Below are 26513 nucleotides of genomic sequence, written 5' to 3'. Positions count from 1 at the left end.
AAAAAATCAGGCGCGCACCCGCGCCGCCAGCTGCTCGATGGCGTGGTGGGCCGACAGCACCGCGCCCTCCTGCCACGAGCTGAGGTAGCCCAGGTATTCGCCGGCGAAATACATCACGCCGTCCGGCTGCTGCAACAGCCGGTAGACGGTGTCGAACTGCTCCGGCTTCCATTCGGCCCAGGAGCCCAGGCTGTGCGGCACCTTGGGCCAGGCGATGTTGACGCCGCCGCGCACCATGCCGCGGTAGCCGGGGTGGATGGCCTCGCCCGCCGCCAGCGCCTTCTCGATGCGCTCGGCCAGCGGGTACTGGCCCATGTCGTCGCCGGGGAAGGCGCCGAAACAATAGGAGCCGACCAGCACGCCGTCGGCCTGGCCGATGCCGTGCGAGGGATAGAGGATTTGCGTGACATCGCGGCTGGTCCACGACAGGCCGCCGTAGATGCCCTCGTCCTGCTCCCAGAAGCGGCGCGGCGCATAGAACGCGGTCTTGGCCGAGCGCGCGTACTCGACCTCGGCGATGGCCTCGCGGTAGGCCGGCGCGAAATCGTTGGGGATGTCGCGCAACACCGACAGCGGCAAGGTGCAGATCACATAGTCGCTGTCGATGACGCTGCGGACGCCGCCGTGATGGCAGACCACGCGCGCGCCATGGGCCGTCTTGCGGATCTCGTCGACCAGCGTGTCGTAGCGGATCGCGTGGCCCAGCCGCCGGGCGAAGGCGGCCGGGAAGCGGTCCATGCCGCCCACCGGCTGCAGCATGGTGCCGGCCTGGTCGAAGTCTTCGCCGAAGGCCGCCTTGAATTGCCAGAAGTCGGCCCGCAGCAGCTCGGACAGCGGCAGCGGCGCGCGCACCGTGCCGTGCGGCAGGCCGGGCGCCGGCGTCGCGCTGTAGCCGCTGCGCGATGTGCCGGTGTAGCGGCCGTCGCGCTGCAGGTCACCGAAGGTGGCGATGGCGGCCAGCAGCCGCTCGCGGTCTTCCCCGCTCAGCTCCTGGTCCAGCCGGCCGGTGGAAACGGCCTTGCCCAGCAGCTCGCCGAAATAGCCGTGGCTGTCGCCCAGCACCTGCCTGGCCTGCACCGGCCGGCCGCCGAACGCCTGGTCGTCCTGCAGCCAGGCGGCGCGGTTATCGTTCATCATGATTTCCAGCGGCACGCCGAACTCGCGGCAATAGCCCAGCACCGCGCGGTGGTGGTGCGAGATGCGGGCCGGACCCGGATTGAGGTAGAGGTGCGGCGCCTTGGGCCAGTGCGCCTGCTGCACGCCGTCGGCCTGCTCGAAGCGGTCGCCGCCGCGTATGGTCCAGCTGCGGCCGCCGGGACGGTGGCGCGCCTCCAGCACGGTGCAGGCGAAGCCCGCCTTGCCGAGCTCGTAGGCCGCCGTCATGCCGGCCACGCCGGCGCCGAGGATGGTGACGCGCTTGCCCTTGCCCAGCCCGCCGGGCAAGGCCGGCGGTCCACGGTAGGCGCGGTCTTCGCCCCAGGCCAGGCCGGCGCCGCCGAGCGCGTCGAGCGCGGCAAACGCTGCGGCGGCGCCGCCGGTACGCGCTATGCGCGCCAGGAAACTGCGACGGGTAAAGCCATGAGCCTGCTTCATGACGTATGCTCCTGTGGCGCCGGGGACATGGCAATATAACATCAAACCGGCCGGCGCAGACGGGCCAGGCGTGGCTTGCATAAGACAAGCGCGAGCACCGCCCAATGCCAAATTGCTGTTGCAAAAGCATGAGTTATGACACACTAGCATCGTCCGCCAGCCCGCCGTCCCACTAGAAAGCGCCGCATGCCGCTGTCCCTCAAGTCACCCTCGATCTCGCTGGCCGCGACGCTGACCTTGATCACGGGCCTGGCCGTGACCGGCATGCTGTTTGTCGCGGTCAGCGCGCTGGAGTACGGCAAGATGGAGCTGAGCTTCCAGCAGCGCGCCCAGGTGCGCGCGGCCGCCATCCGCCGCGGCCTGGACGACACGCTGGAACTGGTCACCATCATCAACGACCTGTTCAAGTCGGCAGGGCCGGTCAGCCGCGAACAGTTCGGCGACTTCACGCGGCCGCTGCTGGCGCGCTATCCCTTTGTCCAGGCCTTCAACTACCACCGCGTGCTGGACGACGAGGCGGCGCGGCGCCACGAGGCCGAGCTGCGCGGCCACTACCCCGGCTACCGCATCCACGACGGCGGCAACCAGCCGCTGACGGCGCGGCCGCTGCATGCGGTGGTCGACTACCTGGAACCGATGCTGGGCAACGAGGCGGCGTTCGGGCTGGATGTGATGTCGCTGGGGCCGATGTCCAACACCGTCCGGCAAGCGGTGGCGGCCGGCCAGACGATGGCCACGCCGCTGTTGCGGCTGGCGCAGGAGCGCGGCAACCAGAAAGGCTTCGTGCTGCTGATGCCGGTCTACCGCGCGGGCGCGCAAACGGCCACGGCCGAGCAGCGGCGCGCGGCGTGGATAGGCAACACCGGCGCGGTCATCCGCTCGACCGACCTGATCCACAAAATCCTGTACGCCGCCGAGCTGCTGGACGACACCTCGCTGGTGGTGCAAGTGTATGTCGGCGACGACGTGCGGCCGGACAACCTGATCTACCGCTACGGCCAGCCGACCGGGCAGGAAGCGGCCGCCAAGCCGCTGCAGCGCTGGCTGGCCTTCGACTACCACGATGTCTACACCCGCACCTTCAACGCGGCCGGCAAGGCCTGGCACGTGCAGGTGACGCCGCTGCCGCGCTCCTTCCTGTCCAGCCACCTGGGTTCGCTGTCGACGCTGATCGGCGGCCTGCTGTTCTCGCTGCTGACGGCGGCCTTCGTCAATTCGCTGGCGCGGCGCTCGGTGCGGGTGCAGCGCCTGGTCGACGAGCGCACCCGCGATCTGCAACTGAGCAACCAGCGCCTGAACGAGGACGTGGCCGTCCGCCAGCGCACCGAGGAAGCGCTGCAGGAAAGCGAGCTGCGCTTCCGCCGCCTGCTGGCGCTGTCATCCGACTGGTACTGGGAGCAGGACCACGAATTCCGCTTCACCAGCATCACCGGCGGCTTCTTCGACAAGGGCAAGCAAGACCCGGCCGGCTTCATCGGCAAGACGCGCTGGGAGCAGCATCCGGAAATGGCGCAGGCGCGCTGGGGCCAGGACCACATCGCGCTGCTGGAGGCCCACCTGCCCTTCCTCAACTTCGAATACGCGCTGCCCGGCACCGACAACCAGCTGCACTGGTTCAGCATCAGCGGCGAGCCGCTGTTCGACCAGGACGGCGGCTTCAAGGGTTATCGCGGCACCGGCACCGACATCACCGAGCGCAAGCTGTCCGAGCAGCGCATCCACCACATCGCCCATCACGACGTGCTGACCGGCCTGCCCAACCGCGTGCTGCTGCAGGACCGGCTGACGCAGGCGGCCGCCTTCGCCAACCGCAGCGGCATTCCGCTGTGGGTCATGCTGATCGACCTCGACCGCTTCAAGTTCGTCAACGACAGCCTGGGACACAAGGCCGGCGACCTGCTGCTCAAGACCGTGGCCCAGCGCCTGCAGGACAGCGTGCGCGAGAGCGACACCGTGGCGCGGCTGTCGGGCGACGAGTTCGTCGCCATCCTGACCGAGTATCCGGACGAGGCGCTGTCGCTGGACGTCACGCAGCGCATCATGCGGGCGGTGGCGCAGCCGGTGCTGTTGGAGGGCAAGGAGTTCTTCGTCACCTGCTCGATCGGCGTGGCCGTCTACGACCCCGACGGCACGCCGGCGCAGCGCTTGATTGAGCATGCCGACATCGCCATGTACCGCGCCAAGAAGCTGGGCCGCAACAACACGCAGTTCTACCAGCCGGCCATGAACGAAGAGGCGCTGGAGCGGGTGCGCATCGAGACGGCGCTGCGCAGCGCGCTGGAGCGCGACGAGTTCATCCTGCACTACCAGCCGCAGGTGGATCTGCGCAGCGGCCGCATCGTCGGCATGGAGGCGCTGATACGCTGGCAGCATCCCGAGCTGGGCATGGTGGCGCCCTACCGCTTCATCGGCCTGGCCGAGGAGACCGGGCTGATCGTGCCGATCGGCGCCTGGGTGCTGCGCACCGCCTGCGCCCAGGCCAAGGCCTGGCAGGACGCGGGCCACGGGCCGCTGCGGATCGCGGTCAACCTGTCGCCGCGCCAGTTCGGCGAGCCGAATCTGCTGGCGTCGATCGCCGAGGTGCTGGAGCAGACCGGCCTGCCGCCATCGTGCCTGGATATCGAGCTGACCGAAGGCCTGTTCATGAACGACGTGGCGCTGGCGGTGGAGCTGCTGCACAAGCTCAAGGCGCTGGGACTGGCGCTGTCGATCGACGACTTCGGCACCGGCTATTCGAGCTTCTCGTATCTGCGCAAGTTCCCGATCGATGTGCTGAAGATAGACCGCTCCTTCGTCAGCGACATCGGCGCCGATGACGAGGCGGCCATCGTGGTATCGATCATCGCGCTGGCGCACAACCTGAAGCTGCGCGTGATCGCCGAGGGTGTGGAAAGCGCGGCGCAGCTGGAGTATCTGCGGCTGCACGGCTGCGATGAAATCCAGGGCTACTACTTCAGCCAGCCGGTGGCGGGGGATGCTTTCGAACAGATGCTGATCGAGGGCAGGAACCTGGCCAGTACGGCGCCCATCACTGCATGAGGTGCGCTTAAGCGCTATTCGTCGTGCAAGTCGATGTCCGCCCGCTCGTTCTCGCTTTTGCCCAGCCAGCGCTTGTGCAGCATGCGCTCCAGCGGGTGGCCGAGCAGGAACAGCAGCATCACCAGGATCAGGCCGATGCCGGCGACCCGCCATGCGCCCATGCCGCACACGATGCCGATGCCCGCCGTCACCCAGATCGAGGCGGCCGTGGTCAGGCCCTTGATCTTGGAGGTCTCCGCGTGGAAAACAATCACCCCGGCGCCGAGGAAACCGATGCCGGTGATGACGCCCTGCACCGCGCGGCTCAAGGCGTCGCGGCCGTATTCGCTATCCAGCGGAGCGAACTGCATGCTGGCCATCGTCACCAGCGCGGCGCCGAGCGCGACCAGGCCCAGCGTCTTCATGCCGGTCGGCTTGCCGCGCAAGTTACGCTCCAGGCCAACGATGCAGCCGAACAGCAAGGCAATCGCGAGACGGGCCGTGATATCCCAATAGTCCAGCATCTGTGAAGGCCTCAGGAACGGCGCCGCTTCTTGGGCTCCAGCATGGTGCCGGTACAGCCCGGCGCGCCGCAGTGGCAGGCGAAGGAGCGCTTGATGGCCGGCGTGTGGCGGCCTTCGTAGATCAGCGGATAGGAGTAGCTGAGCTCGTCGCCGCAGCGGATGTCGTGCAGCGCGTAGATGTAGATGCGGCCCTCGTCCTCGATGGCCTGGCAGTTCGGCTCGCACGAATGGTTGATGTAGCGCGCCTCGTTGCCCTGGTCGCCGCCGTCGATGACGTTGCCGTTGGCCAGGCTGAAGAAGAAGGTGTGATTGTGCGGCATGTTCTGCGCGGCGGCGCGCTCCAGCGCCTCCGACCAAGGGATCTCGCGCCCCGTGTACTCGATCACGCATTCGCTGACCGCGATGTCGCGGTTGGCGAACACGCCGCGTCCATGCACCGGCGACGTCCTGACGACGTAGGCCAGCTGGTCGGACAATACTGCGGAACTTTCCAGGACGTTTTCAGTGAGCATAAGTACGGATCAGGTTAAGTGGCATCGCCGCCGGGCGGCTTGAACAGGTCTTCCAGGTCGGCGCGGCTGGTGGGCTTGCGCACGACGTCGCGCCGTCCGGTGAATTCATCCTCGATATTATCGCGGTAATAGCTCCACGCGGCGCCCGATGTGGACAGCTTGCGCCACACCTCGTTGCCCACGCCGGAGTAATCGATGGCGCTGCCGTCGTCGAACTCCACCCGCAGCATGCGGTCGCGCGCATCGTACCCGATGGCGCGCAACTTGCCGGCATTGATGCGCTTCATTTCCATACAGCCTCCTCAGGCTTTGCGAGCTCCATGCACCATTTGACGGGCCTGCTTGCGCAGCAGGGCCTGGTCCCAGCGTTGTTTCTGTTCGGTGGTTTCCGGCACCAGCGTCGGCACTTCGACCGGCTTGCGGCTTTCGTCCACCGCCACCATCGTAAAGTAGCAGCTATTGGCGTGGCGCACCAGACGCTGCTGGATATTTTCCGTCACCACGCGGATGCCCACCTCCATCGACGTGCGGCCGGTGTAGTTGATCGACGCCAGGAAAGTGACCAGCTCGCCCACGTGGATAGGTTGCAGGAACATCACCTGGTCCACCGACAGCGTCACCACATAACTGCCCGAATAGCGGCTGGCGCAGGCGTAGGCCACGCTGTCCAGGTACTTGAGGATGGTGCCGCCGTGGACGTTGCCCGAAAAATTGGCCATGTCCGGCGTCATCAGCACGGTCATGCTCAGTTCATGGGCGGTCCAGCTCATCGGTTTTTCCATTGCATACTCCCTAGTTGTTTTCTACATGCTATCCGCTCATGTCCTCATTCGCAAATAGTTATCAAAAACAACTAACTTTATCGTATGCTTTGCGCTTCACGCACAAAGGAGCACTCATGAAATGGAAAGTCCTGGCCGCCAGCGTCATGCTCGGCATGGCCGCCACCGCCCAAGCCGTCACGGCTGACGAGGTCCACACCTTCACGCTGGCCAACGGCATGAAGTTCATCGTGCTGGAGTCGCACACCATCCCGAACGCGAATATGTACACGTTCTGGAAGGTCGGCTCGCGCAATGAAGCGCCCGGCATCACCGGCCTGTCGCACTTCTTCGAACACATGATGTTCAACGGCTCGAAGAACTTCGGCCCGAAAATGTTCGACCGCACCATGGAAGCCAAGGGCGGCTCCAACAACGCCTACACCAGCAACGACCTGACCGTGTACCAGGACTGGTTCCCGGCTTCGTCGCTGGAAACCATCTTCACGCTGGAAAGCGACCGCATCGCCCACCTGTCGATCGACCCGAAAATGGTCGCCAGCGAGCGCGGCGTGGTGCTGTCCGAGCGCAGCACCGGCCTGGAGAACTCCAACATCCGCGCGCTGCACGAGGAAATCAACGGCGTCGCCTTCCAGGCCCACCCGTATTCGTGGCCGGTGATCGGCCACGAGTCCGACATCAAGGCCTGGACCCAGGACGACCTGCAGCGCTACTTCACCACCTACTACGCGCCGAACAATGCGGTGTCGGTGATCGTCGGCGACGTCAAGACCGACGAGGTGAAGAAGCTGGCCACCAAATACTTCGGCGGCATTCCGAAGCGCGCGCTGCCGCCGGCCGTACGCACCGTCGAGCCTGAACAGAAAGGCGAGCGCCGCCTGTTCGTCGCCAAGGAATCGGCCACCTCGGCCAATCTGGTGATCGCCTACAAGGTCCCGGCCGCCAACAGCGCCGACTACTACGCACTGGAAGTGCTGCAAAGCATACTGGGCGACGGCAAGACTTCGCGCCTGTACAAGGCGCTGGTCGAGCAGCAGCTGGCCACCCAGGTCAGCGCCAGCAGCATGGATGGCTTCGACCCGGGCCTGCTGTACCTGTCGGCCGTGGCTACCGCCAAGACCGCGCCGGCCCAGCTGGAGCAGACGCTGCTGGCCGAAGTCGAGCGCCTGATCAAGGACGGCGTATCGGCCGACGAGCTGCAAAAGGTCAAGAACCAGAAGCTGCTGAACCTGTACCGCGAACAGGAAACCATCAACGGCAAGGCCCAGCAGCTGGGCAATTACGAGGTGTTCTTCGGCGACTACAAGAAAATGTTCGACGCCCCGGCCGCCTACGAAAAACTGACGCCGGCCGATATCCAGGCCGTCGCCGCCAAATACCTGAAAAAATCGCAGCGCACCGTCGGCGTGCTGGCTGCGAAGGAGGATTGATTACATGAGCATCAAAGTAACTGTGATGGCCGCCGCCGTGCTGGCGACCATGGCCGCCGCGCCGCTGGCCGGCGCCGCCGATTTCCGCCTGCCGGCCTTCGACACCGTCACCCTGCCCAACGGCCTGACCGTCTACCTGATGGAGCGCCATGAAGTGCCGCTGATCTCGGTGCGCGCCGTGGTCAAGGCTGGCGCCGTCAATGACGCCAAGCAGCCTGGCCTGTCCAACCTGACCGGCGACGCCCTGCTGCTGGGTAGCAAAGCCCACAACAAGACCGCCATCGACCAGGCCTTCGACTTCCGCGGCGCGCGTCTGGCCGGCGGCGCCGGCACCGAGGCCAGCACCGTGCAAGCCAACTTCGCCCGCGCCGACAGCGCCACGCTGCTGCCGCTGTTCGCCGAGATCATCCAGCAACCGAGCTTCGACGAAGCCGAGCTGGTCAAGCTGCGCGACCGCAAGGTCAACGGCCTGAAGCAGGCCAAGGAAGCGCCGCGCAACGTGGTCAACAACTACTACAAGGCCATGCTGTTCGGCACTTCGCCGTATGCGATTCCGGCCAGCGGCACGGTCAGCAGCGTCAGCGCGCTCAAGCAGAGCGACGTGCAGGGTTACTACCAGCACTACTACCGTCCGGACAATGCCGCCATCATCGTGGTCGGCGACTTCCAGGCGGCCGAGATGCGCAAGCAGATCGAATCGCTGTTCGGCGCGTGGAAGGCCAGCGGCCCGGCGCTGCCGCAGCAGGACAACGGCAAGGTGCAGGCCGACAAGGCGCGCGTGTGGCTGGTCAACAAGCCGGATGCGATTGAGACCACCTTCCTGATCGGCGGCGTGGGCATCGCCCGCAACGATCCGGACTACGTGCCGCTGCAAGTACTCAACACCATCGTCGGCGGCCGCTTCACGTCGTGGCTGAATGATGAGCTGCGCGTCAACTCGGGCCTGACCTACGGCGCCCGCAGCGAATTCGCGACGCTGTCGCAGACCGGCACCTTCGCCATCTCCAGCTTCACCGCGCTGCCGAAGACCGAGGCGGCGCTGGCGCTGGCGCACAAGACCTATCAGCGTCTGTGGGACAAGGGCATCGACAAGGCGACGCTGGAATCGGCCAAGGCCTACGTCAAGGGCCAGTTCCCGCCGCGCTACGAGACCAGCGAGCAGTTGGCCGGCTTGCTGGGCGATATGTACGCGTCCAAGGTAGGCCGCGAGCAGATCGACAACTTCATGAAGGACGTGGACAGCCTGACGCCGGAGCGCGCCAAGGCGCTGGTGGACAAGCACTTCCCGCGCACCAAGCTGCAAACCGTGCTGGTGGGGAAAGCCGACGCCATTCGTGATATCGCCAAGACTTACGGTGAAGTGACCGAGCTGCAAATCAGCGCGGATGGTTTCCAGCCGCAGTAATCCGTCGGCTGCTGTGTTCGACTCACGAGAGAGCCGGCAATTTATACAACGCTGAAATCAAAGGGTTGGCCTTGTGCCAGCCCTTTTTTGTTCGGCGGGCGCTGATTGCACGCGCCGTTGGAGCCTTGCGGCTCCGGTTGACGTGACAATCCGAGAATATTCCCTTCATGCAACCTGCTATGCTAGGCGCTTGACGGCTGGCTGAGTTCGGCCAAAAGCAGACGATTCGTACTATGTGGCTACCTCAATGATCAGCCTAGTAAAATAGCATGATAAAAATACTTTTTATATCAATATTATTTATCGCTAAACTGGCATTTGGTGCAGATGAAATTACGCTTCCCCCGGAGGGTTTTTCCTCGGCTGAAAGCATACGCAAATGTGAAGTCCAATTAGCTCAATTGAAAAGCTATCAGAAGAAGGTAAGCGAAACGGCAAACGGCTACACGAAAATAGATCCAAATGCAGATTCATTTATTTATGTTTTTACTACTCCGGCAGAACCTGCTCACCCAGCCATGATAAGAATCACGCTCCACCGCATGGCTGATTTTCGCCATCCCGCGCAGAGTGAAATCGAGACTTTTGGCTCCTACGCGGGCAAAGAAGATGATTTTCTCGCTTGGGGAAAGCGCATTACATATGATCTAGGACGGGGTTTTGGCGATGCAGTGAATGGCAATAAGTAGCCACTTTCAAGACCTGGCTTGCGCCGCAATCGGCCAAAAGCCGTCACTCATCACGATACCGATTTTTTGAAGTTAAATTTATTGCGAATGGAAAAAAATGAATTTTCTAACCGATGTGTCGCCGCTATTGATTCCAATAATCGCTCTTCTCGTCCCGATTGCTGCAATCATTGCATGGGCCGTAGTGAAAATTACACGAATGAATTTATTGCATGAAACGGCACGGCATTTGAGTTCAAATGGCCAGTCAATTCCGCCCGAGCTATTGGCTGAGATAACGAGCCACAAGAATTCGTAACTGATATGATTTTTTAGCTAGTGGCCTCGTGAACGATGATAAAGACCCGCTTCCGTAAGTGGCCAACAGCCGCCATTAAAACTTGACGATAGATTTGTATGAACGAACGTCCAATACCTACTGCAGCACAAAGGGACGCGGCATCGGTGGAAATGCTGCGCGTATGGGTAGCTGAAAAGCAATTGCATTGCTCATTGAAGATCGGCATGTACAGGGACGGGATGGGCGTTGACGAGGAATTGGCTTGGGGGACGATACTTGCGGATGCGGCTCGGCATATTGCGCGAGCACTTCATCCTGAAAATGCTGATGAAGAGCAGGTAGCTCTGCAAAAAATTCGCCGTGGGTTAAACGAGGAGCTCGCCGCGCCGACCTCGGATCTCAAAGGTGGGTTTGTATAATCGACTCAGTTCGGCCAACAGCAGACCATCGCGAGACGACCATGAAGAACAAAGGAAAAAGGCTACTCTTGGCAAGATAAGATTCTTCGCAAGGCGGGCCCGGTAATTAAAGCAAATGTTAGGGAACCACAGTGCTAATTCGTACACTCGTTATTTCTACACCGTTGTTTTTGCTTTCGTTGATAGCTGGAGGAGCTGCGGCTTTGGAAACAGATTTCTCTAAACTGAAACCTACACCGGAGATGATTCAAGAGGCGAGGAAGCACCCGAACGGTTGGGTGTACGTTATTGATGGCACTTACGGGCCAAATGATACTGTTCCGCCGGAAGCGATTGCCGGAGCGTGGGAGGTTGACGCTATAGGAAATATCGTTCCAAACAGTTTTCTAGCTAACCCGAAGTACAAGCCCAAACAGGGCAAGTGATGCACTCAAAATAGCGTCAGCCATTGAAGGCTGAAACCGGCCAATAGCGGCCATGTTCAGATACGATAAAGTAAGCATCAATGAACGAAAACATGAGTGAACCTGAAATTTTAAAATGGGGGCGATATCGCGTGATGCGATTCCTTCCTGGGGACAAGATTGCGTCTCTTCGATCTTATGCTGAGCAGAATGCTGACGGTATAAGTCTTTCATCTCGTGATGGATGTTCAATCGATTCACTCAAGGTGCTTAGCGAATTTAAGGGATTGAAGATACTTCTTCTCCGGGGACTGCCTGATTTAGACATGGAGGGATTAAGTGCTCTTCCAGAGCTGGAGGAGCTATCGCTTGATGACGTAGTTCGAGTAATTGACCTTTCGATGCTACCGCCTCTTAGAAGGCTGTCTGGGGATTGGAGGAAGAACTTACTAAGGAATGCACATCAATCAGGTATTACATCGTTGAGATTATCGAAGTACAAATCTGTTGCAGGTGATCTTGCTGATTTTCCAGCCTTTCCCGAATTACAGGAACTTGAATTGGTTCAGTCGACAATTCACAGCTTAGGCGGGGTTTCCAGATTTGATAAATTAAGGAAAATTGAGTTGCATTACATGAATAAGCTTGAGGCGCTGGGGCCGTTGCATCTGCCGCATCTACGTTCTTTCATTGTTTCCGACTGCAAGAAGATAGCCGATTACGAACAACTGGGGAATTGCGGAAATCTTGAAGAGCTGAAGTTACATGATTGCGGCCCGATAAAAACGATTGCATTTGTTGAGCGCCTAAAGAAGCTGAAAACCTTTCGGTTCATGAAGACCGATGTCTTAGACGGCGATCTATTGCCTTTGCGACGACTGGACGATGTGTACTTTACCGAAAAGAGGCACTTCTCTCACAAAACGTCTGATTTGAACCAAAGTTCTTATTCCGTTGCATATAAATAAGGCTGCGCCAGGGGGCCCTGTCCGTGTTGATTTGCATTCGGATATGCCCCGGTCTCAAGCATAGATTACTCCCGCTTTGGGGTGATTTCGATAATAAGTGCGAAGGTCCGAGATGGGGCGTAACCGGAAGTGCATGAGTTTAATTTCCCAAGATTGCTGTTTAATTTTGAAATAAATTGAACAAAATCAGGCAAAACTCAATGAACATCAGGCGCCGGCTGGGTCCAGCTGGCGCACCAGATGTTGGACGTCGTCCTGCACGCCGGGAACGGCGTCCAGCACCAGGGTCAGTTGATCCCAGGCTGCATCACCGGTTCCAGCCTTCAGCGCCAGTTCGGCCAGTTGCGACAATCCGGCCAGGCGGTCGGCGCCTACCGTGCCGGCCAGGCCTTTGAGCGTATGCAGTAGTGGCAGCGCCGCACCGGCGTTGCCATCGACATGGGCAGTTTGCAGTTTCCCTGAGAGCTGTCCCGCCTCCACCACAAAACTCCGCAAGGCCATCAGGTAGACCGAGTGCAAGCCGCCCAGGCGCTTCAGCGCGGCCGCGCTGTTGATGCCCGCTTCCGGCAACGGTACCGCGCCGGCAGCAGTGCTGGCGTTTATGGCCGCGGTCGCTGCGGTGACAGCGGCCGCCGCAACTCCGTCACCTGCCGCCGGCGCTGCACCATGGCGCCGCGCGTGCTTCAGTATCACTGCGATCAACTGCGCCAAGTCGAAAGGCTTGCCGATGTGATCGACCATGCCCGCGTCCAGCGCGGCGACGCGGTCGGCCGGCATGGCGTTGGCCGTCATCGCCACGATGGGCGGCGCCTTCGCGCCCAGCTTGCGACGGATCGCCGACGTCGCTTCGTAGCCATCCATCTCCGGCATCTGGATATCCATCAAAATCAAATCCGGCAGCGGCCCGTGGCGCGACACGGCGGCTATCGCCATCGCCCCCGAACTGGCGACCTCAACCTCCGCGCCATCATTGCTCAACAGTTCGCTGGCGACCTGCTGGTTGGCCGGATTGTCGTCCACCAGCAGCAAATGCAAGCCCTCCAGCCGCCGCATCGACGGCAGCGCGACTGCGGCCAGCGGCGCCCGCTGCTCCATGCGCGCATCGGCCACCGCGTCGAACAACATCGAGGCCGTCACCGGCTTGACGACAAAGCCATCCAGTACCGGCTCCATTTCCAGATGACGCTGCGCCAGCAATTCACGGTCATGCGCCGTCACCATCACGATCAGCGGCAGCTTGCCTGACGGCGCCAGCCGGCGGATATGGCAACTGGTTTCCCAGCCATCCAGCGCCGGCATGCGCCAGTCGATGAAGACCACGTCGTAAGCTTCGTTGCGCACCATGCGGTCGCCGACAGCCGCCAGCGCCTCGTGGCCGCCCTCGGCCACGTCGACCTGCCAGCCGAACGACAGCGCCATCTCGCGCAACACCATGCGCGCGGTCGGGTTGTCGTCCACCACCAGGCAGCTCAGGCCGCTCAACGACGTCTGATCGGACGGCGGCTCAGACGGCGCTTCCTGCTGCGCCTCCGCCACACCCAGATCGACGATGAATTCGAACACGCTGCCCTTCGCCAGTTCGCTGGTGACGCGCAAGGTGCCGCCCATCAAGCGCACCAGACGCTGGCTGATCGCCAGGCCCAGGCCGGTGCCGCCGTAACGGCGCGCGGTTGACGCCTCGGCCTGCGAGAAGCCGTCGAAGATGCGCTGGCACTGTTCTTCCGAAATGCCAATGCCGGAGTCGCGGATGGCGAAGGCGATCGACAAGGCGTTGCCCTTGCGCTCCAGCAGCCGGGCCGACAGTACCACCTCGCCCCGCTCGGTGAACTTGATGGCGTTGCCCGCCAGGTTGAGCAGGATCTGCTGCAAGCGCAGCGCATCGCCCACCACCATCGCCGGCAGTTGCGGATCGATATGGAACAGCACCTCGATATTCTTGGCGCCGACATTGGCCGACAAAATCACGGCCAGGTCGCGCCACAGCTTGTCGAGCCTGAACGGATGGGGATCGAGCGCCAGCTTGCCCGCCTCCACCTTGGAGAAATCCAGGATATCGTTGAGCAGGCCCAGCAAGGCGCTGGCGGCCGCGTGGGCCTTGGCCGCGTAATCCTGCTGGCGTTCGCTCATCTCGGTCTGCTGCAGCAATTGCAGCATGCCCAGCACCGCGTTCATCGGCGAGCGGATTTCATGGCTCATGTTGGCGACGAACTCGGACTTGGCGCGGCCGGCCTGATCGGCCGCCTCCTTGGCCAGCAACAGCGCCTCGTGCGCTTCGCGCGCCTCGGTGTGGTCGGTGCTGCTGCCGACCCAGCCCAGCACCCTGCCCTCGGCATCCTTCTGCGGCAGCGCGTGGTTGTCGAAGATGCGCCACACGCCGTCATAGCGCAGCAGCCGGCAATCGCAGCGGAAGGCGCCGCCGGTGGCCTGCGCGCGCTGCCACTCGGCCAGCAGCGCCGGACGGTCGTCCACATGCAGCACCGGCGACCAATCGCCGGCCGCAAGCAACCGCGCCGTCGGCACGCCGCTGAAGCGCTCCCAATGGTGGCTCATGAAATCGATGCGCAACTCCGGCGTCACCGTCCACACCATTTGCGGCAAGCCCTCGGTCAGCGAGCGCCAGCGCGATTCCGATGCGGTCAGCTGCGCCATCGATGTCTGCAATGCGCGGTCGGTATCCAACAATTGCAGCACCGACTGGTACTGCTTGCGCATCGCGTACCACACGCCTGCCAGCAGCGCCGCGGCAAACGCCAGCAGCAGGCAGAGGAAGATCACGGCATTGCGCACCTCCTTGTGCCACGGCACCAGGAAATCGTCGCTGGCCAGCCCCACCACCACATAGATGGGATAGTTGCCGACGCGCTCCAGGCTCAACGTGCGTTCGCGGTTGTCGCGCGAACTGAATACGGTGTAGGTATCGTCCTTCTGCCGGCCCTCCAGGATCGCCTGGGTCTGCGGCGACACCTTGATGGTGGTGCCGATCGCCATGTCTTCGACAAAGGGATAGCGGTGCAGCACGCGGCGGCGGTCGTCCAGCAGCAGGATGGAGCCGTTGGGGCCGATGTTCAGCGACGAAAACAGCGTGGTCAGGCGCGAGCTGGTCATCAGTGCGTAGGCGGTGCCGCCGAAGCTGCCGTCGGGCATGGCCAGCGGATAGACCAGCGGCAGCACCCACTCGCCGCTGATGCGCGACTTGACCGGCAAGCCGACAATCAAATCGTGCTCGACCTGGGCGCGCGGGAAGAATTCGCGGACGGTCAGGTCTTGCGGATGGGCCGGGTCGACCTGCTCGCCGTAGATCACGCGGCCGGCGGCGTCCGAGCCGCGCACCGCCTGGGCGTTGGGGATGCGCTCGCGCAGCGTGCGCAGGTAGGCGCTGAATTTTTCGTCGTCGAAGCGGCCGGCCTCGTGCATGGTGCGAAACTCGACGCCGGCGCGGCGCATGGCCAGGTCGACTTCTTCGAAATGCGAGTGCAGGAAGTTTTCCAGCGAGACCGCCAGGTTGTGCGCCGTTTCGGCGGCGTTGGCGTAGTAGCGCTCCTGGCTGACCTGCAGCACATGGACCACGAATAGCGTAACAAGCAGCAGCACCGCAGCGACCGCAGCGACGAGAATGCCGAACAGTTTTCGGAACTTCTGCAGGGTCGTCAATCTCATGGCGGCTTGGCGGTCTCTTCTTGTTTTGTTTTATAGCTCTACATTAACGCAAAAAAAACGCTCCGGCGGAGCGTTTTTTTGTATTACAAGCCTTGGCTGGCGATGTCCGCCAGCGACTCCTTGCCCTTGTCGCTGATCGCGTAGCCACCTTCGGCGCGCGGCACGATGTGCGACTTCTTGCCCAGGAACAGGGCGACGTCGGCATCGATAGCGCTGGCCGGATCGGCTTCAATGGCGCGCAAGCCCAGCACGCAGCGGCGCAGGAACAACAGTTCCTCGCCCTTGTCGGTGAGGGAAATGCGGCCGTTCTTGGCGATGCTGAACAGCTTGAGGCCGGCCAGGCGCTTGGTGTTACGGCCGACGCAGGCGCTGACGCGCTCGCCCTTGATGCCGCGCTTCACTTCATCGAGTGCGTTGTATTCGTCTTGCGTTAATTTCTCGTTCTTCATTGCCATTTTTTCCATAAGAGACTGCTGCGGCCCTCATGGTACGCGCCCGGCGGAGCGACGGCAAGAAAATGCGCCTCTCCCACGCCTCCGGCACGCGACCGGAGGCGGCATGGCCGCTTCAAGACGAGAATAAAGTGTGATTCACAACGCTCGAATCGCCAGCCAGATCAGGCCGATGGTGGCAAACGCCGCTACACAAATCAGGGCTTGGACACGCTTCGCACTAAAGGCGACGCTACGACGGCCGAGGTAGATTTTGTTGTGTAAGGAATTGCCCATGATGCTCTCCGTGAGAGGAAAAACGATGACCTGACTAAATTATAGAAACTCTTTGATTACGCCGGTGTGACGGACAACACAAAGTTTAAAATATGTATCCGTTGAGCAACAACAATCACACTTTGTCACTGTTGGAAACTCAGGTCTTGATCGGCGGTTGCTTGGGCTGGGGCTCTTCGATCGGCGCCTGGTCGGGCAGCGGCATATTGTCCGGCGGCGGATCTTTTTCCGGCTCGGGCGGCGGCATGTCGGGCTCGGGCGTGGTGTGGGCGTGGGTCGTCATGGGGCTGTCCTCCTGAAGTGGGCGGGTTCAAGAAGCAGATTAGGGGAAACGACGGATAAACAAGGAAGCGATGCGCGGCCAGCGTGCGGTGACGCACGCTGGTCGTCGCATTATCCGACTGCTGTCGAGATCCGTCTATTCCTGCATAGGTTGGTCGTCAAGCCACCGAAACCATTCCCCGGCATAGCTATCAGGCACGTTAAACACTGCGCTTCCTGACTCAAGGTCTAAAAATCTCATCAATATCTTGATGACCCCTTGTGCAGTTTCCATACTCCAAGGCGACGCCTCGAAGAGCTGGTCTGGAGGAAGCCGTTCGCCTGTCCGGTCCAAGTACCAGTCTTCAGGCTCGGACTCAACGAGCTTTCGCAACTCAGCTCGCCGCTCAGTATTCAGAACCAATACTCCCTGGAATTGAGAATTGGTAAGATTGCATTCGAATTTTTGGTTGCTGTGAATCAGTATCATTTTAGATGGATAGAGGTATTGAGTAAGCTGTGTCCGCAGCTGTCAGAAGCCTAACCCGAGTCGAACTGCGACCACATAAAAAGGACCAGGTAGCGGCCATAAGTGGAAGAACTTTTCGTTAAACAAAAACGTTACGACTACTAGAGAGAGACTCGATAGGCCAAGCCCCAATATCGTCCAGCGAATGAACATCCTGATTCTTGTACCAAAGCGCCGCGTATTTCGGAAAATTAGATTTCCAATCCACGTCCAAAAAAATAAATCCAGAATAAGCGGAATGACATAGATATCTTTCCCCAATGAAACCGCGACGCCTCTGGAATTCCAAGGAAAAGGGAAGCCAAAGTAAGTTGTTTCTGCTCCATCTAACGCAAGGTCGTAGTTCAAAGACGGAAAGCAAATTAACGCGACCACGATTAACGCAAGTAATATGCGGTCTAAGTTTCTCATCTGCTGAAGTTTTCTCTTATCTTGTATCAACCTTCAATTCTGAGTCCATGCTTACCTTCAAAAATTTTTCGAAGGGCGTCACGAAGGGTTTCCAGCTTACGGGCCTCAATACCAATCAAACAAATTGTATAACTGCCATGGCCGTCAAGTTGCGCCGCAAGCTCGTCATCCAACGCAATGTTCAAAGTCGAACCTTCCAGTACGACGGAAAGATCGCTGACCTTACGATTAACTTGATCAAGCACCATAACTTCAATTTCATTTTCACCTGGAAACCTGGAAAGTGAAAAGCAATAGTTCTGATCTTGGTCAAAACAATAGATCAACGCCATTTGGTAATGGTCGTCAAACGGCGAGGCAGAGAAGGTTGCATTAAGATACATTGGAACTTTTAAGTGTTAGATACAGTGGAACGTCGAGAATTTTCTCATAAGTCGCTTGCAATAAAACCAGATTCGACTTCGGCGCGATCGCCCGGATGAATCCACAGCTGATGCCAGCTAAGTCCGCGTTGAGCTTCTGCTGGTTAGTGATCTCAAGAAGTACCCGAATAATGATGCCCCAAGGTAGAGAAGAAAATAGCCGGGGGTAAGAACGAGGGCATAGAAGAATACCTCAGCACCCTCCCCCCCATTGGGATTTATGCATCACAAGCCACGGCGGGGACAGAATGCATAAGCAGCTTACTGTTGGTGCAATTAAGAGGTAACCAATTTTGCGAGTGCTGAAAAATCCGATTAAAAACGCAGGCAGGACGGCAGCATTCATAATGACGGAGTAATCCAATCTAGTTGAGGATCCAAACACTATCCACACTATGATAGAGAAAAATCCTATACAAAGCGAAAGTAGAATGTTCACTATAGGTTCTTCGTCCTCATTTTTCACAAAGTCTGCGCTCAGAATGACGGCTTTTTTGGCCAGCAGGAGCCTATGCCACCTGCGCTTCCAAGTCAGCGCCCCCCACCCAGGCGGGCCAATACGTCGTCCAGCGCCACCAGTTCTTCTGTGCCCCCTATCGAGGTCGGTACCCCGCCTATGCTGCGCAGGCGCTTGGGGTCGATGAACAGCTTGCCATCCCGCTCGGTCGCCAACGACCAGGAAACGGAGCCGCCCTCCTGGCTGACGACGATCGCCTGTTCGGTCACAGGGAAACTCGCCCCCCATTCGCCGACGCGGGACTTGAATTGCCATATCTCACGGCCCGCATCGCCGCGATAGACGTGATCGGGCTTGACCTCCATAGTCTCGCACCCTCCACCGTTATAAATGCAGATGGCGCGCAGGCCGGTCACCTCAACCAGCACCTCGGCAGGACAAGGCGGCGGACAATTCTCGGTCCCCGACGGCTGCAGAATAACCCTCTGCACATGGCCGACCAGCAACACATCCTGGGCCGACGCCAGCGAGCACAGGCCCAACAGAACCACCATCACGAATTTGACGATCAACATGCGCTTCCCTTCCTGCTTATTTGATGCGGTAGATAACGTCCACGGTCTGCGACCATTGCAGCGACTGGATCGTCAGGAAATCCTTCTCGCCCGCCTTGGCGTTGCTGCCGCGGCGGTTGTTGTACATATCGGTCGGCAGCAGGCCGACGGCGTTGGTCAGGTTGCGCAGCTGGCCGTTGGTGATGGCCGTGACGGCGCCCACTTTCTTGCCCAGGCCGGTCGCCAGATTCTCGGCGCGGCGCTGCGCATCCTTGATCGCAGTGGCCGTCAGTTCGGCCTCAACCTTGAGACGGTCGCTCTTGCCGAAGCTGGTGCTCATGTGGTCGATATTCGGCTTGCCCAGCAGGCCCAGCATGACTGCGCGCCATTTGGTCAGATCGCGCACTACGATGTGCACCGCGCTGCGGATCTCGTAGTCTGGCGCGGCGTTCGGATCGGGATTGGCCGGCTTGCGCATTTCCTTGCGCATGTCGGCGAAGGAAGCCTCGGCTTCGGTCTCCGCGCCGGCATCGCCGCCCTGCTCGGCCAGCAGCGCCTGGATTTCCGCCACCCGCGCCTGCACCACGGCCACGGCGGCGTTGGTGTCGGCGTCGTAGGCGCTGATGTCGAAATCGATCTCGCCCATGTCAGGCATCAGCCGCAGATAGCCTTCGCCGGCGACGTGAATGAAGGGATATTCAGGCAGGTTGGACGCGTGGGCGGCGAACGGCAGCAAGGCCAAGGCAAAAGCGAGCTTCTTCAACATCGGACATCCTCAATAGGGAAAGATTGGAGTATCCAACACTTTTTACTATTTGACAACTTGCAAAAAGCGGCCCTATCCCCATTTGCCACTCCAACAATAATCAACAGGGGATAAACATGCTGGCTCCAATGCGTCCGAGGTCGGTGCACGACAACCGGCCCGTCGCCGTACAGGTGGTCAAGCAGGAAAAGTCGGGCGCCGTCGACAAGCATGTGCTGATCGTCGAGACGCCCAAGCTCACGCCCGAGCCGCCGAAAACGAAATAAACTATTTACCCTTATTGATCTCGCCAATCAGCACGAAGGCTTCGTGGTGGATGGCCTGTTCGGCGGCCTTGAACTCCTGGTTGGCTTTGACAAATGCCGGCTGCTTCAGTTCCGTCTTTTCCTTGGCGGTCGGGACCGGGTCGGCAGGATACAGGCGCGGCGGGCCGTTGTAGGTCTGGTTCAGTACTTTCTGGCCATAGCTGGACTGGTAGTAGCGGGTCATCTCGACCGCCGTGGCGGTGCTCAGCAGACGCGCCACCGGCAGCGCCAGCCGGGTGTAGACGGTTTCATTGGGCAGCTTGTCGAGCTTGGCCATCATCAGCTCGCGCTGGGCCGGGCTCGGGTATTTGCTCATGCCGGCGGTGGTGCGTACCATTTTCTCGGCCTGCATCGCCACCAGCAGATCGTGCGCGGCCTTGACCTGGGCGGTGTCGGGCACGGCGGTGGGCGCCGCCTGGGTACACAGGGCGGTCATCATCAGGCCGGCTGCGGCCAGCGTTTTCATCAGTCTCATTTCTGCTCCTTGTATGTGGGTATTGGATGGTGCTGAAGCGCATCATATTGCTAAAGTCACAAACCTGCCCACATGATTGATGCGTAGAATGTCGGCTCATACAGCAACGAGGGCCAGACCATGCAGCACACACCACTGAACGACGACGAATACGATGCGCTGGACGCGCTGCAGGACGTGTCCTGGCTGGAAGGCTTCCTGACGGCCATGGTCATCGGCCCGGGCGCGCCGGCGCCGGAAAGCTGGCTGCCTGCAGCGCTGAAGAATCCGGCCGCCGAGCCGCTGGCGCTGCGCCACTACCACTACATGCAAACCTGGATGAACAAGGATCCGGGCAGCTTCGAGCCGATCTACGAATGCGGCGGCAGCTGGGGCGCGGAGCAATGGTGCGACGGCTTCATGGCCGGCGTGCAGGCCCATGCGTCCGCCTGGGCGCCGCTGCAAGCCAGCCATCCGGAATGGCTGGCGCCGTTCCAGCATCAAGGCGACGATTGGGAAGACGCCGTCACGCCGTCGGTCATCCAGATCAACGCCTACTGGCATCCGCCCAAAGGCCCGAAAGTCGGCCGCAACGATCCCTGCCCTTGCGGCAGCGGCAAGAAGTACAAGAAGTGCTGCGCTGACGCCTAGCCTATCGTATCGGTCTGCTGGGAGGCGACCAGCGTGGCGCCGCAGGAGGTCTTCATGCCCTCCACCGCGGTGCTGATGCCCATGATGGTGTGCGTGACCGCGCCTTCGACGATGGTGTGCGTGCCGGGGCATTTCGGGCACGACACCTTGTGGCCAACGCCGGCGGCCGGCTTGCCCATGACGATCACGTCCTGATGGCCTTCCAGCACGGTGCCGTTGTGTGAGGTCTTGTCCCCCAGCCTGATGATCGCCTTGCCGCCCATATCGCCTCGCATGAATTCATTGGCGCGATCATAGCATTGCATTTTTCGCCACGTCGCACGCTATGGAAAACGCGGACGAAAAAAAAGCCTCCTCCCGGAAGCTTTTTTTTCTACTGCTATTCGTGGCGGAGAGGGTGGGATTCGAACCCACGGTAGGGTCGCCCCTACGCTTGATTTCGAGTCAAGTACATTCGACCACTCTGCCACCTCTCCTGGTGGTACATTTTCTTACAGCAGCGTTTTGTGGCGGAGAGGGTGGGATTCGAACCCACGGTAGGGTCGCCCCTACGCTTGATTTCGAGTCAAGTACATTCGACCACTCTGCCACCTCTCCGTTTTCCCACCTGCTGCTGCGAGAAGGCAAGATTATAGCAGGCCGCTGGGAAAATGGAAGGAGTATTTACGCCTTCAGATGAGTTAATCCACCCATGTACGGACGCAGCACCGGCGGGATCTCCACCGAGCCGTCCGCCTGCTGGTAATTTTCCAGCACGGCGACCAGCGTGCGGCCCACCGCCAGGCCCGAGCCGTTCAGCGTGTGCAGCAGTTCCGGCTTGCCCTGGGCATTGCGGAAGCGCGCCTGCATGCGGCGGGCCTGGAAGGCTTCGCAGTTCGACAGCGACGAGATTTCACGATAGGTGTTCTGCGCCGGCAGCCATACTTCCAGGTCGTAGGTCTTGGTAGCGCCGAAGCCCATGTCGCCGGTGCACAGCGACATCACGCGGTACGGCAGGCCCAGACGCTGCAAGATGGTTTCCGCATGGCCGACCATTTCGTCCAGCACGGCATACGAGGTGTCCGGATGCACGACCTGCACCATCTCGACCTTGTCGAACTGGTGCTGGCGGATCATGCCGCGGGTGTCGCGGCCGTAGCTGCCCGCTTCCGAGCGGAAGCATGGTGTGTGCGCGGTCATCTTCAGCGGCAGCGCGTCGGCCGCCACGATCTCGTCGCGCACGATGTTGGTCAGCGTGACTTCCGAAGTCGGGATCAGGTAGAAGTTCTCGCCCTCGCCTTCCGCACCGCCTTTTTTCACCGAGAACAGATCGGCTTCAAACTTCGGCAGCTGGCCGGTGCCGCGCAGCGAATCGGCGTTGACCATGTAAGGGGTGTAGCACTCGGTGTAGCCGTGCTCGTCGGTGTGGGTGTTCAGCATGAACTGCGCCAGTGCGCGGTGCAGACGGGCGATGCCGCCTTTCATGACCGAGAAGCGCGAGCCGGTCAGCTTGGTCGCCACATCGAAATCCAGGCCCAGCGGGGAGCCGACATCGACGTGATCTTTTACTTCGAATTCGAAGCTGCGCGGGGTGCCCACTTTGCGCACTTCCACGTTGCCGCTTTCGTCCGTGCCTACCGGGACCGATTCGTGCGGCAGATTCGGGATCGCCTGTACGAAATCGCCCAGCTTGGCCTGCAAGGCGGCCAGTGCCGTCTCGTTGGCCTTGAGCTCGTCGCCCAGACCGGCCACTTCCGCCATCAGGGCGGTGGTGTCTTCGCCCTTGCCCTTCATCATGCCGATCAGCTTGGACTGCGAGTTACGCTTGCCCTGCAGCTCTTCGGTGCGCATCTGGATCGCTTTGCGTTCCGCTTCGAGGGCGTTGAACGCCTCCACGTCGAGCTGGAACTTGCGGGTCGCCAGGCGCGCTGCGACGTTGGCTATATCTTTACGGAGAAGTTGGATATCAATCATGGGAACAAGTGCCGTTGTATGGAGGGTAGGAAGGAGCCGTTTCCGGCATCCCTCCCCCCTAAGAACCGTGCTTGCTACTTTCGCAGCACACGGCTCAAGCAAAATAAAAAGCTTCTATTCAGAAGCCGGTTTCACAAGTTTCAAGCCAAGGCTATGAACTTGGGTATGACAAGCGGGGTGCAGGAGTACGCGATTTCCGAGAACGTCAGTCCCGCCGGCCACACGATAAACTATGTGGTGGTCGTGCCATCCCGTCTCGACATCCATCTCGCACCCGCACAACGCGCACATGCCACGTTGGCAAACGTATAGTTTAACCCATTCCTTGCGGTATCGCATCTTATCCAGCATGCGCTCCTGCCGAAGAGTCTCTCCATATTTTTCCCAATATGGGTCGTAGGGGTGATACTTCCCGACGATTTTCTTGTGACGCTTGATGGGTGTACGCGCTAACGAGTACAACTCCTTCAATTCACCGTTGCCATTTTCATCATACACTTCAGCTGCAAACACCCAACTTCGCGCATCGACCGAATGCCAATACTTCTGGCGTATCCAGCCCATGTTCTTGCTCGGATGCCTGCGTTTCGCCCAACGCATCAATCGCCAAAACAGCAAGCCATCGATGCGCGTGAACGCCTCCTTCGCCACCACGGGACAGTGATACTGCGCCCATCCCCGCAATATCGGATTGAGCAGGCGAATCAAGTCCGCCTGTTTCAAACCGAGATTGCTGCCAACGACATCTCTGAGCTTTTCATAGAACGTCTTAACGTTTTTCTTACTAGGCTTGATCAGCAACTTCCCAGAGTATTTGCGGAAGTTCCATCCGAGAAAGTCAAAGCCCTCGTCAATGTGCACGATCTTGGTTTTGGACTGAGCCAGACGCAGTCCCCGTTGCGCGAGGAATGCTTCCACCCAGGGTCTGATTTCAGTTTCCAGGAACTCTTGTGAAGCTCCCGTCACCACAAAATCATCCGCATACCGTATGACACCAACTTTGAACCCACGGACCTTCGTCACACCCCATTTCGCGTTCAGATGCTCGATGAGCTGGGATTCCAATCCATTCAGCGTCCAGTTTGCCAAGGCGGGGGAAATAATCCCCCCTTGCGGCGTTCCGGCCGTCGTTGCCAATAACTGCGCTCGATCAACGACACCGCTTTTCAACCATTTCCGGAGTATCGACCTATCCATACAGACGTTGTCGAGCATCCAGTTATGATTGATGTTGTCGAAGAATCCTTCGATATCAGCGTCCAGCACCCATTGGGCCGAAACCTTCATGGACATTTTCACGAATATCTGGGACATGGCGTCGGCAGTTGAGCGATTTTTCCTGAACCCGTAAGAGTTCGGATCGCTCAGCGTTTCCAAAATCGGATCCAGTGCGAGCAGATACAACGCCTGCATAGCCCTATCACGCATGGTCGGGATGCCCAACGGGCGCATCTTTCCATTTGATTTGGGAATGAACACCCTCCGCAATGGCAAGGGCCGATAACCTTGCTTCTTCAACCGGGCGATTGCAGCAAATTTCTGCTGCGCCGTTCCCCATAGTTCACGGTCGACTCCCGCCGTCCGTTTGCCTTGATTCTCCGTCACTCGCTTGACTGCCAGCGCTTTCGCGCTAAACGAGCGGGTCAGCGACCTCTGCAAGGCTTTCACCCTGCGCCAGTCGCCTTCCTGTGTTGCCTTCGTTAACCGAATCTGCATGACTCTCACATTCTGTTGCACGCGTCGCCAATCGATGGCGAACCAGTCCGTCGGAATGTGCGAGGACGCAGAACCAATCATGCTGCGATCAGTCGTTTCCATGCTGAACCTCGGATAGTAGATACCCTCCAAGGACGCAGGCCTCCCCCGAAGGGCAGTTTGCGTTCCCTTCGGGGCAGTTAAGAACTATTAAAATCGATACAGTCGTTGCACGACTATTTCACCAGATGGAAGTCTGCACCCTTTCAGGTTGGGACAAATTTTGAATCCCTATCCGCGCCATTACAGAACGGCCTTCGCTTTTTCCATCCTCCTCTGCCCGCTAACTCATCAGCTCGCCTTGCGGTTCACTTGCCGTCACCCGATAACCTGGATGGTGAGGCGAATTATCGGGTTTACCACGTTCCCGGCAATGCCGACGCGATCAAGTGCTTCGCATCTAGCCGTTTAGGGCCTGCCTATCCTCCGGTAGCATATTGACGACGTGCTCCCTGTTTCGACGGAAGCATCCCGCTACACACCATTTGGTTAAGGCCAACAGCAGCTTGGGCCTTTCAATTGTCACGAAGGTTCAAACGACAGTTCACTTGGGTTACCCATGCGGCACTAGCCTAGCTCCTCAACCGTCACGCTGCTAACAGTCTCTGCCGAAATTGCTCACGCAAATTCAGTACCGATGAAATCGGGGATCATTGTCCTCAAGGCTTCATACCCCGCCGTTACCAGCGACGCATGCTTGAGTAGGCTACGAATGGTCGTACATCCGGTCGTGGCATCTGCCGAGCCGAATACTGGCTTGGTGGAGCACGACAAGGCATTGCAGAGCTTTGCGCTCTGAATCTTTGGACCAGAAGGAAAATCCATCAGGTCCTACTTTGAAGGTGACAGAGGTGACAAAAGGAAAGTTGTAAGCAGTTGTATAAATCGCTTACGTTGTCACCGCAACGCATCACTTTTAACCCGGGTCGGGCTAAAAATCAGACAGACTCCCAATCGAGGTTGCGGGAAGACATGCAACTACTTCGATCCTCATCTGTTCCGTGAAGTAAATTATGCTTAGATCATCTCAGCATTGCAGACGATCCTACTTCACAACTCCCCGGAAAATCAGGGACTTACACGCATCCACGTGACATCTTCAAAGGCTTGGAATACTGCAAGAGTCCCAGCTGCTCTGAGCGCGACACGATGTCGCACCGAAAACGTCAATTGTACCAAGAGGATGCCACTTCCCTGCGAGTTTTGAGCAGCCCGCCGGCTGCGGCGATTACAGTGCGGCTTTTTCGGCGGCGCTCAGGCGCTTGGCGGTCACGGTGACGACTTGCATCTTGGCGGTCGACACGGCGACTTTGGCGGCTGGGGCGACCGGTGCGACGGTGGCGTCGGCTGCGGTGGCGAAGGTCGTGGCGGCGGCCAGTACGGTAGCGGCGACGAAGATGATTTCCATGTTTTTAGCGATGTTCATGATGTACTCCTTCAGGTGGTTGGTTTCGCGTTCTTTTGTAACGCTGCTTGGTATGGTTGTACTGTACCTAAAGGCCCTACACGTCGCCATCGGGATGCGACGAAGCGTCCGAAACGGCGGCTGAAGTGCAAAAAACGGGTGGGAAACGGGCGGAGAACGG

At 59.8% G+C, this 26513-nt stretch carries 26 protein-coding genes and 2 tRNA genes; 9 read left to right on the top strand and 19 right to left on the bottom strand.

Annotated elements, in window-relative coordinates:
• Positions 1–6: 6 nt before the first annotated feature.
• Complete coding sequence (locus GEV02_RS11790) at positions 7–1593, bottom strand: flavin monoamine oxidase family protein (protein ID WP_174999072.1); 1587 nt, start codon at positions 1591–1593, stop codon at positions 7–9.
• Between the two features lie 186 nt (positions 1594–1779).
• On the opposite strand from GEV02_RS11790, the gene GEV02_RS11785 reads away from it, so the two are divergent.
• Positions 1780–4632: a bifunctional diguanylate cyclase/phosphodiesterase gene (locus GEV02_RS11785; protein ID WP_152838177.1), complete on the top strand. Its 2853-nt coding sequence runs from the start codon at positions 1780–1782 to the stop codon at positions 4630–4632.
• 14 nt (positions 4633–4646) lie between these two features.
• Here the strand turns inward: GEV02_RS11785 and GEV02_RS11780 are convergent, their stop codons facing one another.
• Genes GEV02_RS11780 through GEV02_RS11765 form a run of 4 tightly spaced genes read right to left on the bottom strand, consistent with a single transcriptional unit; the run spans position 4647 to position 6429 of the window.
• The gene (locus GEV02_RS11780; protein ID WP_152807418.1) at positions 4647–5135 is read right to left on the bottom strand and encodes an MgtC/SapB family protein; all 489 of its coding nucleotides are present in this window, start codon (positions 5133–5135) and stop codon (positions 4647–4649) included.
• Between the two features lie 11 nt (positions 5136–5146).
• Complete coding sequence (locus GEV02_RS11775) at positions 5147–5647, bottom strand: SET domain-containing protein (RefSeq protein WP_152838176.1); 501 nt, start codon at positions 5645–5647, stop codon at positions 5147–5149.
• Positions 5648–5661: 14 nt separating this feature from the next.
• Positions 5662–5940 carry a KTSC domain-containing protein gene (locus GEV02_RS11770; RefSeq protein ID WP_008447084.1) on the bottom strand — a complete coding sequence of 93 codons (279 nt, stop codon included), beginning with the start codon at positions 5938–5940 and terminating at the stop codon, positions 5662–5664.
• Positions 5941–5949: 9 nt separating this feature from the next.
• On the bottom strand, positions 5950–6429 hold the full coding sequence (locus tag GEV02_RS11765) for an acyl-CoA thioesterase (RefSeq protein WP_408014848.1): 480 nt from the start codon (positions 6427–6429) through the stop codon (positions 5950–5952).
• Between the two features lie 116 nt (positions 6430–6545).
• Here GEV02_RS11765 and GEV02_RS11760 point away from each other — a divergent pair, with 116 nt between their 5' ends.
• The 6 genes from GEV02_RS11760 to GEV02_RS11735 all read left to right on the top strand — a co-directional run bounded on the left by GEV02_RS11760 (position 6546) and on the right by GEV02_RS11735 (position 12024).
• Positions 6546–7859 carry a M16 family metallopeptidase gene (locus GEV02_RS11760; protein WP_152838174.1) on the top strand — a complete coding sequence of 438 codons (1314 nt, stop codon included), beginning with the start codon at positions 6546–6548 and terminating at the stop codon, positions 7857–7859.
• Positions 7860–7863: 4 nt separating this feature from the next.
• On the top strand, positions 7864–9264 hold the full coding sequence (locus GEV02_RS11755) for a M16 family metallopeptidase (protein ID WP_152838173.1): 1401 nt from the start codon (positions 7864–7866) through the stop codon (positions 9262–9264).
• 269 nt (positions 9265–9533) lie between these two features.
• Positions 9534–9953 (top strand): hypothetical protein, encoded by a 420-nt coding sequence (locus GEV02_RS11750; protein ID WP_152838172.1) that lies wholly within the window; start codon positions 9534–9536, stop codon positions 9951–9953.
• A gap of 396 nt (positions 9954–10349) precedes the next feature.
• Positions 10350–10652, top strand: coding sequence for a DUF5076 domain-containing protein (locus GEV02_RS11745; RefSeq protein WP_152838171.1), 303 nt, complete (start codon positions 10350–10352; stop codon positions 10650–10652).
• Positions 10653–10855: 203 nt separating this feature from the next.
• Positions 10856–11077 (top strand): hypothetical protein, encoded by a 222-nt coding sequence (locus tag GEV02_RS11740; protein ID WP_217433124.1) that lies wholly within the window; start codon positions 10856–10858, stop codon positions 11075–11077.
• Positions 11078–11169: 92 nt separating this feature from the next.
• The gene (locus GEV02_RS11735; RefSeq protein ID WP_152838170.1) at positions 11170–12024 is read left to right on the top strand and encodes a leucine-rich repeat domain-containing protein; all 855 of its coding nucleotides are present in this window, start codon (positions 11170–11172) and stop codon (positions 12022–12024) included.
• 207 nt (positions 12025–12231) lie between these two features.
• Here the strand turns inward: GEV02_RS11735 and GEV02_RS11730 are convergent, their stop codons facing one another.
• From GEV02_RS11730 to GEV02_RS11710, 7 genes are all read right to left on the bottom strand, one after another.
• Entirely contained in the window at positions 12232–15681 is a 3450-nt protein-coding gene (locus GEV02_RS11730; RefSeq protein WP_152838169.1) for a response regulator, read from the bottom strand.
• A gap of 83 nt (positions 15682–15764) precedes the next feature.
• The gene (locus GEV02_RS11725; protein ID WP_152838531.1) at positions 15765–16130 is read right to left on the bottom strand and encodes a hypothetical protein; all 366 of its coding nucleotides are present in this window, start codon (positions 16128–16130) and stop codon (positions 15765–15767) included.
• Positions 16131–16271: 141 nt separating this feature from the next.
• Positions 16272–16409 carry a hypothetical protein gene (locus tag GEV02_RS32845; protein ID WP_008447073.1) on the bottom strand — a complete coding sequence of 46 codons (138 nt, stop codon included), beginning with the start codon at positions 16407–16409 and terminating at the stop codon, positions 16272–16274.
• Positions 16410–16548: 139 nt separating this feature from the next.
• Positions 16549–16692, bottom strand: a complete 144-nt coding sequence (locus GEV02_RS32840) for a hypothetical protein (protein WP_174999071.1) — start codon at positions 16690–16692, stop codon at positions 16549–16551.
• Between the two features lie 944 nt (positions 16693–17636).
• Complete coding sequence (locus GEV02_RS11720; protein ID WP_152838168.1) at positions 17637–17993, bottom strand: transcriptional repressor; 357 nt, start codon at positions 17991–17993, stop codon at positions 17637–17639.
• Between the two features lie 570 nt (positions 17994–18563).
• Positions 18564–19064: a hypothetical protein gene (locus GEV02_RS11715; protein WP_152838167.1), complete on the bottom strand. Its 501-nt coding sequence runs from the start codon at positions 19062–19064 to the stop codon at positions 18564–18566.
• A 16-nt stretch (positions 19065–19080) separates the two neighbouring features.
• On the bottom strand, positions 19081–19809 hold the full coding sequence (locus GEV02_RS11710; RefSeq protein ID WP_152838166.1) for an SIMPL domain-containing protein: 729 nt from the start codon (positions 19807–19809) through the stop codon (positions 19081–19083).
• Positions 19810–19925: 116 nt separating this feature from the next.
• Between GEV02_RS11710 and GEV02_RS32835 the strand changes: the two genes are divergently transcribed.
• The gene (locus GEV02_RS32835; RefSeq protein ID WP_008447065.1) at positions 19926–20075 is read left to right on the top strand and encodes a hypothetical protein; all 150 of its coding nucleotides are present in this window, start codon (positions 19926–19928) and stop codon (positions 20073–20075) included.
• 1 nt (position 20076) lies between these two features.
• On the opposite strand, the gene GEV02_RS11705 is transcribed toward GEV02_RS32835, so the two are convergent.
• Positions 20077–20589 (bottom strand): hypothetical protein, encoded by a 513-nt coding sequence (locus tag GEV02_RS11705; RefSeq protein ID WP_152838165.1) that lies wholly within the window; start codon positions 20587–20589, stop codon positions 20077–20079.
• A gap of 120 nt (positions 20590–20709) precedes the next feature.
• Here GEV02_RS11705 and GEV02_RS11700 point away from each other — a divergent pair, with 120 nt between their 5' ends.
• A complete protein-coding gene (locus GEV02_RS11700) occupies positions 20710–21219 on the top strand; it encodes a UPF0149 family protein (protein ID WP_152838164.1) in 510 nt (169 codons plus the stop codon).
• Here the strand turns inward: GEV02_RS11700 and GEV02_RS11695 are convergent.
• From GEV02_RS11695 to GEV02_RS11665, 6 genes are all read right to left on the bottom strand, one after another.
• A complete protein-coding gene (locus GEV02_RS11695; RefSeq protein WP_235922747.1) occupies positions 21216–21524 on the bottom strand; it encodes a PAAR domain-containing protein in 309 nt (102 codons plus the stop codon). The genes GEV02_RS11700 and GEV02_RS11695 overlap by 4 nt on opposite strands.
• Before the next feature lie 81 nt (positions 21525–21605).
• Positions 21606–21695, bottom strand: a tRNA-Ser gene (locus tag GEV02_RS11690).
• 31 nt (positions 21696–21726) lie between these two features.
• A tRNA-Ser gene (locus GEV02_RS11685) sits at positions 21727–21816 on the bottom strand.
• Between the two features lie 66 nt (positions 21817–21882).
• Positions 21883–23172: a serine--tRNA ligase gene (serS, locus tag GEV02_RS11680; RefSeq protein ID WP_152838163.1), complete on the bottom strand. Its 1290-nt coding sequence runs from the start codon at positions 23170–23172 to the stop codon at positions 21883–21885.
• A 114-nt stretch (positions 23173–23286) separates the two neighbouring features.
• Positions 23287–24990, bottom strand: a complete 1704-nt coding sequence (gene ltrA / locus GEV02_RS11675; protein WP_152838162.1) for a group II intron reverse transcriptase/maturase — start codon at positions 24988–24990, stop codon at positions 23287–23289.
• 1165 nt (positions 24991–26155) lie between these two features.
• A complete protein-coding gene (locus tag GEV02_RS11665; RefSeq protein WP_152838160.1) occupies positions 26156–26353 on the bottom strand; it encodes a hypothetical protein in 198 nt (65 codons plus the stop codon).
• Positions 26354–26513 lie beyond the last annotated feature (160 nt).

The organism is Rugamonas aquatica (assembly GCF_009380215.1).
GTDB classification, from domain to species: domain Bacteria; phylum Pseudomonadota; class Gammaproteobacteria; order Burkholderiales; family Burkholderiaceae_D; genus Rugamonas; species Rugamonas aquatica_B.
The sequence above is the reverse complement of the archived record's forward strand: the minus strand, read 5'-3'. Positions and strand labels throughout refer to the sequence as shown.